Consider the following 14,658-nt stretch of genomic DNA (forward strand, 5'->3'; position numbering starts at 1 on the left):
ACCATTTTAAGGAGGTTATCATAATTGACGGAGCAAAACAGAACCCGAATAAGCTGGAGGGAAGGAGCATGGCTCAATCCGCCGCAGTCATCCCGGGAAGAAGGCGAATGGTTGAAGGTCGTACCTGATAAGGGCAGAGACTTCTGGAAGAAGACGTTATACGGTTTTGAATTTGAAGACGGCCCAGCATTGCTGACAGACTGGGATCGCGACACGGCAGTCGAGGTATCGTTTCAACTCGGCTCTTTTACAGAATTATACGATCAGGCAGGACTACTATTGTATCAAGGCCCGGCACAATGGATTAAAGCAGGCATTGAAGTCAACGATGGCATACCTCAGCTTGCCGTAGTGGTTACGAATGGATATTCGGACTGGTCGCTGGCGGCGGTTCCGGAGTGGGCGGGGGAGGAAGTCACTCTTCGTGCTTCGATCATAAAGGATGCCGTGATTATTCGAGCTCGGAGTGTGCATCATGCATGGCGGACAATTCGGGTTGCGCGGTTTCCATATGCCTCAGGTAATCAAGCCGGACCTTTTACTTGTTCACCGACTCGTGAAGGCTTCGAGGTTACGTTTACCCGCTGGGACATTACCGCTCCAGATCAAGACCTCCATATCGATCCTCCGATAGAATAAACACCTTACCGTATGGGATAGGGTTTATTATATATTAGTGTTTAATGATGGTTGCAGAAGAGGTGTTTATCATTAGCCAAATCACCAATAATTCGATTCGTGTGAAAAAGATCAATCAAGAGCTCATTAAGCAGGCGTTGAAAATGATGGGACATGGAACGAAATCTACGATTGCAAGCGCCACAGGCCTTAGTGTGGCTACCTGCGGCAATATTCTGAATGAATTTCTGGAGACAGGTGAGGTAATCGAGACCGAATTGGAAGAGCCCAGCGGTGGAAGGCCGGCTAGGCGTTATGTATACAATTCAAATTTTTCCTATATTGCTTGTCTCTATGCCAGTTCGGAAGGCGGTCAGCATTCCCTGACCTATCAGGTGACGAATTTAATCGGGGAGACTGTAGATAAGGGATTTCAGGAAGTGCCTCTAGCCGACGCCCCCGCTATCGACGGCATTATTGAAAGCCTGATCGGCAAGCACCCGGAGATCAAAGCACTGGGAATAGGAATTCCCGGTTTCGTCCACCAAGGAGTTATTAATGTATGTGATATTGCCGAACTGCTAAACATTCCGCTGGAGGCACAGTTGAGGGCGAAGTATGAGCTTGAGGTGACTGTCGATAATGATATGAATCTAACTGTCTATGGGTTCTATAAGAAGCAGAACTATGATGAAGACAAGACGATTGTTGTCATAACCTTTCCCAAGGATAACTTTCCTGGCTCTGGGATGATAATCGACGGTCATATTCATCGAGGAACGACTCAATTTGCTGGCGAGGTTTCCTTCCTGCCTTACGGGATCTCGCGAGAGGAGCAACTCGCTCAGCTTCATCGCCAAGACACTTTTGTCGCACTGGCGGCGAAGACGATCATGTCTCTGATTACCATAGTAAATCCTGAGACCATTGCACTGACAGGTGAGCTGGTAAGTGAGGAACATATCAAGGGAATCCGCAACCAGTGCAAAGGCGTGATACCTGATGAACATATGCCACATATCACGCTACTAAACCATCCCCATGAGCATTATATGAACGGCTTGATTGCTATCACGCTGGAGAGCCTGAGCTATCATTTGCAACTTGTGGAAAAACGACGCTAATTCCCAAAGTTATATTCCATTAAACGAAAGACAAAAGCAGCATCATGAAGTAAACCTAATGCCTTACACGCCAGAATATGGCGTGTTTCTTTGCGTTGGGAAGCAGCCTACGGGAGAGTTAAGCTTGCAGAGATTTAATCCCCGAGGTGCAGAGTAGCGTAGATTTCTTGTGATGAAACCGACTACTTCGTAATTATTACGATTTTCGTTGACAATATGGATTTATCTCCGTATAATTCTTAATCGTAATGATTACTATTAAACGGAGGCGTCGCGTAATGAAACGTAATGTAGGGATGGGAGTCATTGTAGTAGCACTGGGGTTCGTGCTTGCCGGGTGTCAAAGCGCCGAGTCTAACCAGAATCGGCCGATCAGTCAGACTGAGGCAGACACCAATATTCATGAAGACGGAGAGAACCACGAACATGATCATGAGCACAGTCACGAGCATCATCATGATCATGGCGAGGAAGAAGAGGCAATTTACAAGGGACTCTTTGAGGACAGCCAAGTCCATGATCGCACATTATCAGATTGGGAAGGTGATTGGCAATCCGTTTATCCATACTTGCTGGATGGAACACTGGATGAGGTGTTTGCACACAAAGCGGAGAATGCTGGTAAAATGACGAAGGCTGCGTACAAAGAATATTATGATGCCGGGTACAAGACCGATACGGAACGTATTGTAATTGATGGCAACACAGTGACGTTTTTCGCGAACGCCCAGGAAAAGTCGGGCAATTATCAAGCCGATGGATACGAAATACTGACGTATGAAGCAGGTAACCGCGGGGTCCGATACATATTTAAGTCGGTTGAAGATGTCGAGGGTATGCCTCGCTACATTCAATTCAGCGATCATAGGATCGCACCAAGCAAGTCTGATCATTATCATTTATATTGGGGAGATGATCGCGAAGCTTTGCTACAAGAGGTTACGAACTGGCCAACCTATTACCCTTCCGCCATGGATGGGCATAGCATAGTGCATGAAATGATCGCACACTAAAAGATAGGCTGCTTGGTTTCGTCATTCTTGGAATACAGCAGTTTTTTGCCTGTGAACAATGAACAGACCGCCGAAAGGGCGGTCTGTTTCATTGCGCCAGACATTGGCGGAGCGGGAATCACTCTGGATGGCGCGGATGATTTTATTCCCTTGCACGAAGTGCCAACAAGCACTTTAAGTTATCATCAATAAATTCATTATCGGAACGGTTGATTCCGCGACCGGCAAAATGGCCCCAGATCGACTCGATGGGCTTAAAAATGGCATTAGGCATACGTTGTGCCTCATATTCGTTATCGTCCGCCGTACAGAAGAGATCCGTGCTTCCTGGCATGACGCAGGCAAACGCTTTTATGCTTCCCAGCGCCTCATCGAAATCTCCGTTATAGGCGGGGTTTGCACTAATATCCGCATGTTGGCCCGTCCATAGCATAGCTAGGACATTGTGGGGATCCATCTTCATAAAGCTATCTTCCCAGACACCAGCCACAAAATCTGCCAATGCGTCATATCCCAGCTCCCGATAAATTTGCTCTCTGTAAAACGCCTGCGATAAGCCCCATCCCGCATAGACACGGCCAACGGCGCGCATGTCGGCAGAAGTTAACTGGCTTAGTTTGTTGGCATCGAAGTGGGTTGCCGCCATGAGCGAAGCTTTCATCCCATCCAGGACCACATACGTATGAGGCCAAGTCTTGGCAACACCGGCGAAAGGTGCAATTCGTTCCACCATGTCAGGGTAACTTGCCCCCCATTGAAATGCTTGAATGCCTCCCATGGACCATCCAACGACGAGGGCGATCTTTTGAATGCCGAATTTTTCGGTCACCAGCCGATGCTGAAATTTAACATTGTCATAGATGGTTACCTGCGGAAAATTTGTCCGATCGAACGGGGGAGGTGTATTGCTGGGTGACGAAGATAATCCGTTGCCTAGCAGATTGGGAACGATAATGAAATATTCTCTCGGATCTAGTGCCATGCCGTTTCCAATCAACCATTCATTCTGAACATGCTGGTCGCCAAATGCAGTTGGATAAACGATGACATTATCTTTCTGTTCATTCAATCTTCCATAAGTCTTGTAAGCAAGAAAAGCACTCGGTAACGTCACTCCTGATTGCAGGGTTGCGTCACCCAAATCAAAAATCTCATAATCCATCGCATGGATGCTCCCTTCATCATCAACCATACATTTAAAATGTATTTGTGGTTAGTATAGAGCTGTGATACTCTCAATAAAAGTGAATGAATTTCAAAACAGTATTCAATAATATTGAAAGTAGTAGGGGAGTGGTATGATGGAATTGCGTCAACTGAATACGTTCCGCATGGTTGCATCCACTTTGAATTTCAGTCGAGCCGCAGAAGCGCTGAACTATGTTCCCTCCAACGTCACGATGCAAATCAAAGCATTGGAGGATGAGCTTGGCGTTCGTCTATTTGACCGCTTGGGCAAGCAACTCGTCCTCACGACAGCGGGGAAACGCTTTTTAACTCATATCCAAGATGTTCTCAACAAATTGGACGAAGCACGCAGCGTCGTTCATGACAATGAGAATCTAAGCGGCACCCTGACGATAAGTGCCAACGAAGTTCTTTGCGCCTATCGGCTACCCGTTGTCTTTCGCCTATTTCGTTCGCTCCACCCGGGAGTGCGCCTTATCTTCCGCTCCGTTTCCAATCAGCAACTTAAACCAGCGCTCTTTGAAGGAGCCGCAGATGTTGTCTTTATGTTGGACGAGCCCATTCGCTCGAGCGGTCTTGCCGTAGAACCGTTGCTGGAAGAAACGTTTCGCCTGTTCGTCGCTCCAGACCATCCGCTCGCGAAACGAACGGTACTACAGCTGGAGGATTTTCACGGAGAAGTGTTCCTGACGAATGAAAAGGGTTGTCCCTATCGAACCATGTTTGACCGGTCATTTGAGAAAGAGGGCATTGATAGTATTACGTATCTAGAGTTTCAAAGTGCAGAAGCCATTAAACAATGTGCAATTTCAGGAATTGGCATTGCCTTTCTTCCAGAAATCGTAGTGGAGGCCGATATTGAACGGGGCGAACTTGTTGCCCTCCCATGGCAAATTGCGGACTTGCACGTGTATACACAGATGTTGTGGCATAAAGACAAGTGGCTTTCACCCATCATCAAATCTTTCATAGAAGTAGCAAGCGAGGTTATTTCTGTGGACGAGGAGAGTGAAACCGCTAAATAGGACAGTGTCGGGGACAAAACATATCCCATTTAAAGCCACTTTGTCGGTGGTTTTTCTAAGGAACAAGCTCTTGTCCCAATCACCGGAACTCTATTGCGCTCGACATAATAAGTTCTATAAATTTTTCAAAGTGCGGGGCTACTTTTTCAACCTCTTCAAATTCAGGTTCACATCCACGTACAATAGCTCCTGTTTCATTAGTTAAATCAATCGCATAAAAAGAATATCCTCCATCCACTGACATTACGATTGGAAGGTAATGATCCCACCACGCCGTTATTTCTGATTTCCATAGATGATCGTCCATGGCTGCTTCTAAGCTGAGTATTTCAAATTCATTCCATTGAAACGCATGATCTGCGTTATGATTGTATTCATCTTCACAAAGAAACCAGGTCTTCTCACTAGGGGTAATACATTGTTTCACAACACTTAAAAAACCTAAATATTCATTAGGAATTGCTTTGTATCTGGATAACAAACCGCCGTTTAAATTTAAACGGATATCCGGATTTTGGGTTACAGCCCAACCGTTTTCTTTGGCCCAAATTATAAATTCATTTATTTTGTTATTCATAATCTACCTTCTCTCGGATTATTCAACTCCAATTGTTATGGCTATCATTCTTATTCTAGTCGTACATTTCGATATCCTGTTTGATTAAAGAATCGAAAGTCATACCAGACATGATAATTTGGCGATGAGAAAAACGTTCTTCAATAGCGGATTTGTAAAAGGGTCCTATAACCGTAGATCCTGGAGACAAAACGGACAGTTATTTGATTCTGTTGGGTATGCCATGATCCGTTGCATAATTAAGGGTTGTAAATTTAGCAGAAGTGTGTATAATTTGAGAGAATAATTGAATTAACGCAAATGTTATCTAGGGTTCCGCGATACTATGTCGGTCAGGTCCGAGAGATAACTCACAACTCAAGAGTTGTGCCACGGAGGGATAAAAGCCTGGGAGATAGACTGTCCATGAGACAGTTTGTTTCCCGGGCTTTTTTATATTTTTGCTACATTTAATAAATACTACATGTAGCGTAATTCTTTGGAGGAGTGTGAAGAAAAATGAATAAAACGTGGCTATCTGTCATTATTGCCGCAGTGTTTGAGGTGGGATGGGTCATTGGATTGAAGCATGCCAGTGGATTTCTTGAATGGGGAGCTACACTGATTGCCATTGTTGTAAGTTTTGGACTGATGATTAGAGCTTCTCGCTTCCTGCCGGTGGGAACCGTATATGCCGTTTTCGTCGGTTTAGGTACTGCCGGTACGGTCTTTGCGGAAATTCTTCTGTTTGGTTATCCCATTCAGGTGGAGAAGATGGCGCTCATCGTACTGCTGTTAATAGGTGTCGTTGGATTAAAAATGGTAAGCAAAGATAAGAAAAAGGAGGCGGCTTAACTCATGGATTGGGTTTTTCTTATATTAGCGGGTCTTTTTGAAATGTTCGGAGTCCTCATGATCAATAAATTGAACAAAGACCGTAATATAGCCTCAGTAGTGTTATTGATTGCAGGTTTTGGATTAAGCTTTATATTCTTGACTCTGGCAATGGAAACCCTGCCGATGGGAACAGCTTATGCCGTATGGACTGGAATAGGGGCATCAGGCGGAGCCATTCTCGGTATGATTTTTTACGGAGAACCGAGAAATGCTTCAAGAATACTATTTATCGCTATGGTGCTCGGATCTGCAGTAGGCTTGAAGCTAGTCAGCTAACATCCAAAGATAATAGAGAAGAAGGGGCAGTCGGTCAACAATGATCGGCTGCTTGTTATCTCGTTAAGATACTCATTCATTTGTCGATCAATTGTGGCCGCTATGAATTTATCTTACCCATCGTAATATCAGTTCCCAATGATTGCAGTTAAATCAAAATAATTTGATTTAATACTTGAATATGAAATTGCTTCATGCTATGCTACATTCATCAAATTATATTGATGTATGGTGGGACGTCCCATGATGAATCACTGCATTTGAGTTTCGAAAAAGAAATAACAGGTACGGCATGCATGGAACAGACAGATGATATATGGGGGGATTCGATTATGATCAAAGAATTGAACGTTACTCAGGCATCCGGTGAGACTGTCGATTTCAGTTCATACGAAGCTAAATTCAAAGCGTTGGCGGATCAGAGAAGACTGAAAATCATGCATGAACTCAGCCAAAAAGGTAGCGTCTGCGTTTGCGACCTGATGGAAATCATGGAAATGCCCCAGTCAAAGCTGTCGTATCACCTCAAAATCCTGCTCGATGCCCAATTGGTAACTCTCGAGACCAAAGGGACTTGGAGCTATTACGAATTAAATCATCCTGTAGTCAACCGATTACTTTCGCCTGATTTGTGCTGCATATTCCGTACATTGGACGACAAAACGAGTGAATGCAACTCATAAACCTTTATTAGTTTCATGAGTTAGCGTGATTTTTTGCAAACGGTTGTTCATAGATATATTTTTTTGTTTAATTAATCAAAAAAAATTGATGAATAGTAACTAAAGGAGGAAGTCTGTATGAAAGATATGGAATCTAAGGTAGCCTCATCTTCTTGTTGTACACCCCAAGTATCGTTAAACACGAAAGAAACAAGGCAGGAGGAACCAGCACCCGGTAACAAGAACTTGCCGGTAGCGATCATCGGTGCCGGCCCGATTGGTTTGGCGGCAGCAGCACACTTGGCGGAGAGAGGACAGAAGTTTATCCTTTTTGAAGCTGGATCCAGCGTTGGTCAGAACATCCTGCAATGGGGGCATGTACGTCTTTTCTCACCGTGGCAGTATAACATCGATAAAGCTGCAGAGCGTCTTTTGCGTAAGCAAGGGTGGCAATCTCCAATATTAACGGAATTACCTTTCGGTCAAGAGATTGTCAATCAATATTTAGAGCCACTGGCTAATCTGCCTGAACTTGCACCCCATATCATGTTGAATTCCAGGGTGATTTCCATATCGAAGAAGAACACGGATAAAATGAAATCGGCTAATCGTGCAGTTGAGCCCTTCGTACTTTATGTTGAAACTAACGACTCCACGAAACGTTTTGAATCCAGAGCCGTAATCGATGCTTCAGGAACCTGGGGACATTCGAATCCTCTGCATGCAGACGGGATTTGGACACGTGAAGAGCGTAATTTGAAAGATCACATTTATTATGGGATTCCGGATTTATCAGCCGAGCAAAAGCAGAAATACACAGGGAAACGTGTTGCAGTTGTAGGAGGCGGACACTCTGCGATCAACACTCTACTGGATCTAGCCAAGCTCAAAGAGACGGATCTCAACACGGAAATTATTTGGATGATGAGAAAGAACTCGGTAGAAGAAGCTTATGGTGGGGAAGAGCATGATCAGCTAGAGGCACGAGGTGCACTTGGAAGGCACATTCACCAACTGATAGACGCCGGCGAGATTCAAGTGGTTACTCCATTTATGATCGAGAAGGTTTCCAAACACGATGGAAGGATTCACATCAAGGGAACTTCAAATGGTGAGGCCAAGGAAATACAAGGTATCGATGAAGTGATTGTAAATACAGGCAGTCGACCGGACTTCTCATTCTTGGGCGAGGTGAGACTCAGCATTGATCCTGCTACGGAGAGTGTTGAAACGCTCGCGCCCCTTATCGATCCCAATGTGCACAGTTGTGGAACCGTAAGACCTCATGGTGAAAAAGAGCTGCGCCATTTAGACAAAAACTTCTATCTCGTTGGAATGAAGAGTTATGGCCGGGCACCAACATTTCTTATGGCAACAGGCTACGAACAGGTCAGATCCATTGCAGCATACTTGGATGGCGATCTGGAAGCTGCGTCGAAGGTTGAATTAGATCTACCAGAGACCGGCGTATGTGGTATTAGCAGTGCACCGAATGCCAACGATTGTTGCATGCCAGTTTCATCTGCTAAAACGAGCTGCAGTTAATAATTAGAGAAGGGGAGAATCAGAAGACAAGATTCTCCCTACTCAAACGAACGAAGGGGTGAAGAGTCATGTACAAATCAATCATTGTAGGAACGGGTCCAGCAGGTTTAACGGCAGCTATTTATTTAGCTAGAGCTAATTTGAATCCGCTTGTTATTGAAGGACCACAACCGGGAGGCCAATTGACATTAACTACAGAAATTGAGAACTTCCCTGGGTTTATGGATGGGATCATGGGACCCGAGCTTATGGATAATATGAGAAAACAAGCGATTCGATTTGGTGCTGAGTTTATGAATGGTTGGGTACATGAAGTGGATTTCTCTTCACGTCCGTTTCGAGTGTCCGTTGAAGGGCTGGGTCAATTACAGGCTGAAACGATCATTCTCTCCACGGGTGCATCGGCGAATTTACTTGGCGGTATACCAGGAGAGAAGGAGAACATTGGCCGCGGCGTAAGCACATGCGCGACATGTGATGGTTTCTTTTTCCGAAATAAAGAAGTGCTTGTCGTAGGTGGAGGCGATTCTGCCATGGAAGAAGCCAATTTCCTTACGAAGTTCGCCTCCAAGGTAACGATTGTTCATCGTCGTGATGAACTGCGTGCTTCGAAGGTTATGCAGGAACGCGCAAGACAAAACCCTAAAGTAAGCTGGGCTCTTAGCAAAGAATCCACTGAAATTTTAGCCGATGATCGCGCAGTTACCGGTCTACGCGTTAAGAATATACAAACAGGAATTGAAGAAATCATCGAGACTAGTGGGATTTTTATTGCGACTGGTCATACGCCCAATACTGCATTTTTGAAAGGACAGATTGATACCGATCCTGCTGGCTATATTCGGGTAAAACCCGGAACAACCGAAACGAATATTCCTGGCGTATTTGCTTGCGGCGATGTACAAGATCCGAAGTACCGTCAAGCCATTACGGCTGCAGGTACTGGATGTATGGCGGCACTAGATTGTGAGAGATTTTTAGAAAATGAAGCAGCGCACTTGAAATCAAGCACTCATTCAATTAATATATAAGCATTAAATTATATGGTTATAGATTCTTGGGATTATCTTTCAAGAAGGGAGCGAATCTTATTGGAGCAGATGAACGAGATTGCTGAAAAACTCAAATTACTTGGAGATAAAACAAGGCTTACCATGTTGACGCTCCTGAAGCAAAGAGAATGGTGCGTTTGCGAGTTTGTAGATATATTCGACATGTCCCAGCCTGCCATTAGCCAGCACTTAAGGAAACTTAAGTCACAGGGAATTGTAAATGAAACCAGGCGAGGCCAATGGGTTTATTATTCGTTAAATGTGGCTGATAAACCATATATAGAAGCAGTGCTGAATGAGATACCAAGTTCCCAGGAAGTACTGTCATCGATAAATAAGGAAATGAACTGTGCTTGTGATTAACTGAAAATTTAGTATCTGACAGGAGGATGCTAAACATTAATTTCAAATAATATATAAGGATATAGTTATATATTAATAAACAGTGGTCTGTAGTCATCGCATAATTGGAGGTTTGAACATTGGTTTCTGTTGTCCTGGCTAGTATCATTTTTGTTGTCACTTTAGTGTTGGTCATTTGGCAGCCAAAAAATCTATCCATTGGATGGTCAGCCTGTGGCGGTGCTATACTGGCACTGCTCGTGGGAGTCGTTGACTTTCAGGATGTATGGGATGTCACCCAGATCGTATGGAATGCAACGCTCGCTTTTGTCGCGATCATTATTATTTCATTGATTTTGGATAAGATCGGTTTATTCGAGTGGGCCGCGTTACATATGGCGAATGCTGCTCGAGGAAACGGTATCCGGATGTTTGTATATGTCTCGATTCTTGGAGCTGTTGTCGCTGCTTTCTTCGCAAATGATGGTGCGGCACTTATCTTAACTCCGATTGTGCTTGCCATGGTTCGTGCGCTGAATTTCGACGAGAAGAAGGTATTTCCTTTTATCATCGCCAGTGGTTTTATTGCGGACACAACTTCGCTACCGCTTGTCGTCAGCAACCTGGTGAATATCGTATCGGCCGATTTCTTTGGAATTACCTTTATCGAATACGCCAGCCGCATGATCGTTCCCAATCTGTTCGCGTTAGTAGCCAGTATTCTTGTGCTTTACATGTTATTCCGAAAAAGCATCCCGCAAAAATTTGATGGGGCACAGCTAAAACCGCCGGCATCAGCAATACAAGACCCTGCTATGTTCCGTTTATCCTGGATCGTTTTAAGTGTGCTGCTGGTTGGTTACTTTGTGTGTGAATTTGTTGGGATTCCGGTTTCCATTGTTGCTGGATTTATTGCGATTTTCTTCCTTCTCATGGCTAGAAAAAGTCCCGCTGTACAGACAAGGGAAGTACTCAAAAGTGCCCCATGGGCGATTGTATTTTTCTCGATTGGCATGTATGTGGTCGTATATGGTTTGCGTAATGCGGGTCTTACGGATCTGTTGGCCACTGTCATACAGAGCATTGCAGATCAAGGACTGTTTGCGGCAACCATGGGGATGGGTTTCATCGCTGCCATCCTATCTTCGATCATGAACAATATGCCCACCGTCATGATTGATGCACTAGCAATTGATGCGACAAACACATCGGATGCTATCAGAGAGGCCTTAATTTATGCAAATGTCATTGGTTCCGATTTAGGACCCAAAATCACGCCGATTGGCTCACTGGCAACCTTACTATGGTTGCATGTGCTCTCAACCAAGGGCGTGAAGATTAGTTGGGGGACTTACTTTAAGACCGGGATTATATTGACCGTCCCAACGTTATTGATAACCCTTTTAGGATTATATATTTGGCTGTCCATACTTTAATTAAAGCAATAAGGGAGAGAAACGATGATGAACAAAAAGGCGCTTTACTTCTTGTGCACAGGCAATTCTTGCCGCAGCCAAATGGCTGAAGGGTGGGCCAAAAAACATCTGGGTGATGAATGGAATGTATACAGTGCTGGCATCAAAGCGCATGGGCTAAACCCTAACGCAGTCAAAGCAATGAGCGAGGTAGGGATAGATATTTCGAACCAAACGTCGGATATCATTGATTCGGTGTTGCTGAATCAATCCGACCTGGTGGTCACCCTGTGCGGGGATGCTGCCGATCGTTGTCCCATGACACCTCCGAATGTTCGCCGTGAGCACTGGGGATTTGATGATCCTGCTAAAGCTCAGGGTACCGATGAAGAAAAATGGGCGGTTTTCCAGCGCGTTCGCGATCAAATTGGCGAGCGTATTCAAAAGTTCGCTAAAGGATTATAACTACTCCGGTTAGGGGAGACGAAAAACGTAGCAGTTATTCATGGCATCATTCGATATAAAGATCAGGCTGTTTTATATGCCTGATCTTTATTTTTGTTTTACCCTTCCTATATCGGTTGTACATGTCGAGTAAAAAATCATTGACACGACACCTTTTAGTGTCCTATAATCAATCAGACACCAAAAGGTGTCTGATTAGGGGGCGTCAGTTGGAAAGTTTGAAGTCTTGAACATGTTTCAATTGAACCCATTAATAAGGAGGAGCTAATCAATGAGTACGAGTTGATATGATGCTGCATCTGGGCTATCCTTCCTACTTTCTAATTATTCTTGGCGCTTCTAAATTATTGGGTGTGATCGCCATACTAATACCTAAGTTTCCTTTGCTTAAAGAATGGGCTTACGCTGGTTTGTTTTTTACTATGTCAGGAGCGCTCATTTCACATCTTGTATTAGGTGATTCCTTTGGCGATATATATCAGTCATTAATTCTTCTCATTCTAACGATCGTCTCGTGGTATTCCAGACCTGAGAACAGAAAAATCACGTCAGGGAATCTCCTGCATATTCAAACACGGGACTTCTCAAACTAAATTCAAAAGTTTCCCCGCTTATTGTTCCTACGGTTTGATCACTGTCATAGAGTTGCAGCAGAAAATTTGCGACTTGTGCGTCGGTATGATAATAACCAAAGCTATTGTCGTAATTATACTCGGAGACATCATTTGCAATCATGCCAAACTCTGTTTGCGTAGCCGCCGGGGCAAATACTTTGACTTGTAATTGCGCTTGTGATGCCTTCAATTCATGAGCCAATCCTTCAGTAAATGCACTCACGTAAAATTTAGCGGCACAGTAGGTAACGGCATTCGGTACTATAATATAACCACCTCTGGAGGAAATATTGATAAGCTGCGCACCGACCATGTCGTGATAATCTCGTACGTAGAGAGAAGTTAGAATCGTCAAAGCTTCTATATTCAGCCGCAACATCTTTTCAATCTTGCTCAAGTCCTGCCTAGCGATACTGCTGTAATTTCCAAATCCAGCATTGTTTATGAAGGTCTCAATGCAGTAATTTTTGAGGTCATTATAAAGTCGGTACACGTTTGAAGAAATAGACAGATCACAAACCATGATCACGATCTTCAGATTCGGATGAGTTGCCAAAATCTCCAGTTTCAGATCATCCAATCTTTTTTCGCGGCGGGCTACAATAATCAGATTTTTCCCACGATTAGCGAAAGCTTTGGCAGTGGCATACCCAATACCGGAACTGGCCCCTGTAATCAATGTGAATTTTCTATTTTCGCACACTTGTAAAACCTCCTTTGTTTTAATACGATTTAAAGAATACAATGTAGAGTCAACTCGAGGTCAAGCGATTGGGGAGGATTATTATGGGGTATTCGATCGGCGAATTTTCATCCATTACGGGAGTAAGCATTTATACCTTGCGATACTACGAACAAGAAAATCTAATTTTCCCAGACCGAAAAGAAAACGGCAGGCGTTGCTACTCAGACGCTGATATAAGCTGGATACAATTCATAAAACGTTTAAGAGATACGGATATGGCAATAAAAGAAATTCAAAAATATGCCCAGCTTAGAGCTGCAGGCGATTGTACTTTACAGGAACGATTGGAAATATTATTACAGCACCAAGTTGTATTGAAACAGGATATTAGTAAGATGCAAGAACATCTTGCGAATCTTGAAGATAAAATTAAATATTACATAACGGAAATGAAAGAAGAACGTTAAGTAGGAAGCACATGAACCTAATAGTATATATACAACCATAAATATTAGGAGGTCGTGAAATGGCATTTCCGACACATATTGTATCGGCAGGCGGAATTGTAGAAGATGGGAATGGAAATATCCTCTTGGTCAAAGCCCATGACGATGGTTGGGTGTATCCTGGAGGGATAACCGAAGTAGGAGAGAACCTGATGGATGGCGTGATTCGTGAAATCAAAGAAGAGAGTGGAATAGACGCCACGGTCAGCCATTTAATTAGTATTGTTTCCAATACAGCGATCCATAAGTGGTATGACGGTGTGACCGATGTGCCTACGAAGGTCATGTTTGATTTCATGTGTAAAGCTGTGGGTGGAGAGTTAGCGACTTCTGATGAAACGAGCGAGTGCAGATGGGTACCAAAGGAACATGTTCTGGATTTGATTACGTTACCCGCTATCCGCCTGCGTTATGAAGCTTATTTGAACTTTAACGGCTCCGTGAATTATGTGGAGTACGTTACTTCAACAACGTCGGAATGCAGTGTCAAGCTTCAGAGAAATTTATGAACGTTTATGGAAGATCAAAGGTCATCTAAGAGTTTTGAAAAGATTGAACTTCAATCAAATACAACTCGAACACATTTGACTATATCATGTTTCCGATTGACCAAGTGGTATGTACAAAGAACCCCGCAGTATGATCAGCAGGGTTCTTTGTGTTCACCCTCAGACA

Annotated in this window: 18 protein-coding genes and 1 riboswitch; of the genes, 15 read left to right on the top strand and 3 right to left on the bottom strand. The window is 43.9% G+C overall.

What is annotated here, in order from left to right:
* The first annotated feature begins 24 nt into the window (after nucleotides 1–24).
* The 3 genes from JCM10914_RS11565 (at nucleotide 25) to JCM10914_RS11575 (ending at nucleotide 2,755) form a co-directional block, all read left to right on the top strand.
* Nucleotides 25–639 (top strand): DUF1349 domain-containing protein, encoded by a 615-nt coding sequence (locus JCM10914_RS11565; RefSeq protein ID WP_023960976.1) that lies wholly within the window; start codon nucleotides 25–27, stop codon nucleotides 637–639.
* 62 nt (nucleotides 640–701) lie between these two features.
* Nucleotides 702–1,742, top strand: a complete 1,041-nt coding sequence (locus JCM10914_RS11570) for an ROK family protein (RefSeq protein WP_370570236.1) — start codon at nucleotides 702–704, stop codon at nucleotides 1,740–1,742.
* Between the two features lie 278 nt (nucleotides 1,743–2,020).
* Nucleotides 2,021–2,755, top strand: a complete 735-nt coding sequence (locus JCM10914_RS11575) for a metal-binding protein ZinT (protein WP_023960980.1) — start codon at nucleotides 2,021–2,023, stop codon at nucleotides 2,753–2,755.
* A gap of 142 nt (nucleotides 2,756–2,897) precedes the next feature.
* Here JCM10914_RS11575 and JCM10914_RS11580 read toward each other — a convergent pair whose 3' ends face one another.
* Nucleotides 2,898–3,917 carry an alpha/beta fold hydrolase gene (locus JCM10914_RS11580; protein WP_036717807.1) on the bottom strand — a complete coding sequence of 340 codons (1,020 nt, stop codon included), beginning with the start codon at nucleotides 3,915–3,917 and terminating at the stop codon, nucleotides 2,898–2,900.
* A 139-nt stretch (nucleotides 3,918–4,056) separates the two neighbouring features.
* Here JCM10914_RS11580 and JCM10914_RS11585 point away from each other — a divergent pair, with 139 nt between their 5' ends.
* Nucleotides 4,057–4,968 (top strand): LysR family transcriptional regulator, encoded by a 912-nt coding sequence (locus tag JCM10914_RS11585; protein ID WP_023960984.1) that lies wholly within the window; start codon nucleotides 4,057–4,059, stop codon nucleotides 4,966–4,968.
* A 79-nt stretch (nucleotides 4,969–5,047) separates the two neighbouring features.
* Here the strand turns inward: JCM10914_RS11585 and JCM10914_RS11590 are convergent, their stop codons facing one another.
* A complete protein-coding gene (locus JCM10914_RS11590; protein WP_023960986.1) occupies nucleotides 5,048–5,545 on the bottom strand; it encodes an SMI1/KNR4 family protein in 498 nt (165 codons plus the stop codon).
* Nucleotides 5,546–5,841: 296 nt separating this feature from the next.
* Nucleotides 5,842–5,941, top strand: a riboswitch (guanidine-I (ykkC/yxkD leader).
* 102 nt (nucleotides 5,942–6,043) lie between these two features.
* On the opposite strand from JCM10914_RS11590, the gene JCM10914_RS11595 reads away from it, so the two are divergent.
* The 9 genes from JCM10914_RS11595 (at nucleotide 6,044) to JCM10914_RS28360 (ending at nucleotide 12,771) form a co-directional block, all read left to right on the top strand.
* Complete coding sequence (locus JCM10914_RS11595; RefSeq protein WP_023960988.1) at nucleotides 6,044–6,379, top strand: multidrug efflux SMR transporter; 336 nt, start codon at nucleotides 6,044–6,046, stop codon at nucleotides 6,377–6,379.
* A 3-nt stretch (nucleotides 6,380–6,382) separates the two neighbouring features.
* The gene (locus JCM10914_RS11600; protein WP_036717810.1) at nucleotides 6,383–6,697 is read left to right on the top strand and encodes a multidrug efflux SMR transporter; all 315 of its coding nucleotides are present in this window, start codon (nucleotides 6,383–6,385) and stop codon (nucleotides 6,695–6,697) included.
* Nucleotides 6,698–7,029: 332 nt separating this feature from the next.
* The gene (locus JCM10914_RS11605) at nucleotides 7,030–7,380 is read left to right on the top strand and encodes a metalloregulator ArsR/SmtB family transcription factor (protein WP_052019733.1); all 351 of its coding nucleotides are present in this window, start codon (nucleotides 7,030–7,032) and stop codon (nucleotides 7,378–7,380) included.
* Nucleotides 7,381–7,497: 117 nt separating this feature from the next.
* On the top strand, nucleotides 7,498–8,904 hold the full coding sequence (locus JCM10914_RS11610) for an FAD-dependent oxidoreductase (protein ID WP_023960994.1): 1,407 nt from the start codon (nucleotides 7,498–7,500) through the stop codon (nucleotides 8,902–8,904).
* 68 nt (nucleotides 8,905–8,972) lie between these two features.
* Entirely contained in the window at nucleotides 8,973–9,935 is a 963-nt protein-coding gene (gene trxB / locus JCM10914_RS11615; protein ID WP_023960996.1) for a thioredoxin-disulfide reductase, read from the top strand.
* Nucleotides 9,936–9,995: 60 nt separating this feature from the next.
* Nucleotides 9,996–10,319 (top strand): metalloregulator ArsR/SmtB family transcription factor, encoded by a 324-nt coding sequence (locus JCM10914_RS11620; protein WP_036717812.1) that lies wholly within the window; start codon nucleotides 9,996–9,998, stop codon nucleotides 10,317–10,319.
* 119 nt (nucleotides 10,320–10,438) lie between these two features.
* Nucleotides 10,439–11,734, top strand: a complete 1,296-nt coding sequence (locus tag JCM10914_RS11625; protein WP_023960998.1) for an arsenical efflux pump membrane protein ArsB — start codon at nucleotides 10,439–10,441, stop codon at nucleotides 11,732–11,734.
* Between the two features lie 27 nt (nucleotides 11,735–11,761).
* Nucleotides 11,762–12,178, top strand: a complete 417-nt coding sequence (arsC, locus tag JCM10914_RS11630) for an arsenate reductase (thioredoxin) (protein WP_036717895.1) — start codon at nucleotides 11,762–11,764, stop codon at nucleotides 12,176–12,178.
* A 290-nt stretch (nucleotides 12,179–12,468) separates the two neighbouring features.
* Entirely contained in the window at nucleotides 12,469–12,771 is a 303-nt protein-coding gene (locus JCM10914_RS28360; RefSeq protein ID WP_231638625.1) for a DoxX family protein, read from the top strand.
* Here JCM10914_RS28360 and JCM10914_RS11635 read toward each other — a convergent pair.
* Entirely contained in the window at nucleotides 12,722–13,495 is a 774-nt protein-coding gene (locus JCM10914_RS11635; RefSeq protein WP_023961002.1) for an SDR family oxidoreductase, read from the bottom strand. The two genes, JCM10914_RS28360 and JCM10914_RS11635, sit on opposite strands and share 50 nt — an antisense overlap.
* Nucleotides 13,496–13,578: 83 nt before the next feature.
* On the opposite strand from JCM10914_RS11635, the gene JCM10914_RS11640 reads away from it, so the two are divergent.
* Entirely contained in the window at nucleotides 13,579–13,944 is a 366-nt protein-coding gene (locus JCM10914_RS11640) for a MerR family transcriptional regulator (RefSeq protein WP_036717815.1), read from the top strand.
* Between the two features lie 59 nt (nucleotides 13,945–14,003).
* Entirely contained in the window at nucleotides 14,004–14,492 is a 489-nt protein-coding gene (locus tag JCM10914_RS11645; protein WP_023961006.1) for an NUDIX hydrolase, read from the top strand.
* Nucleotides 14,493–14,658: the final 166 nt, after the last annotated feature.

It is taken from the genome of Paenibacillus sp. JCM 10914, assembly GCF_001315105.1.
In the GTDB taxonomy this organism is placed as follows: Bacteria; Bacillota; Bacilli; order Paenibacillales; family Paenibacillaceae; genus Paenibacillus_AQ.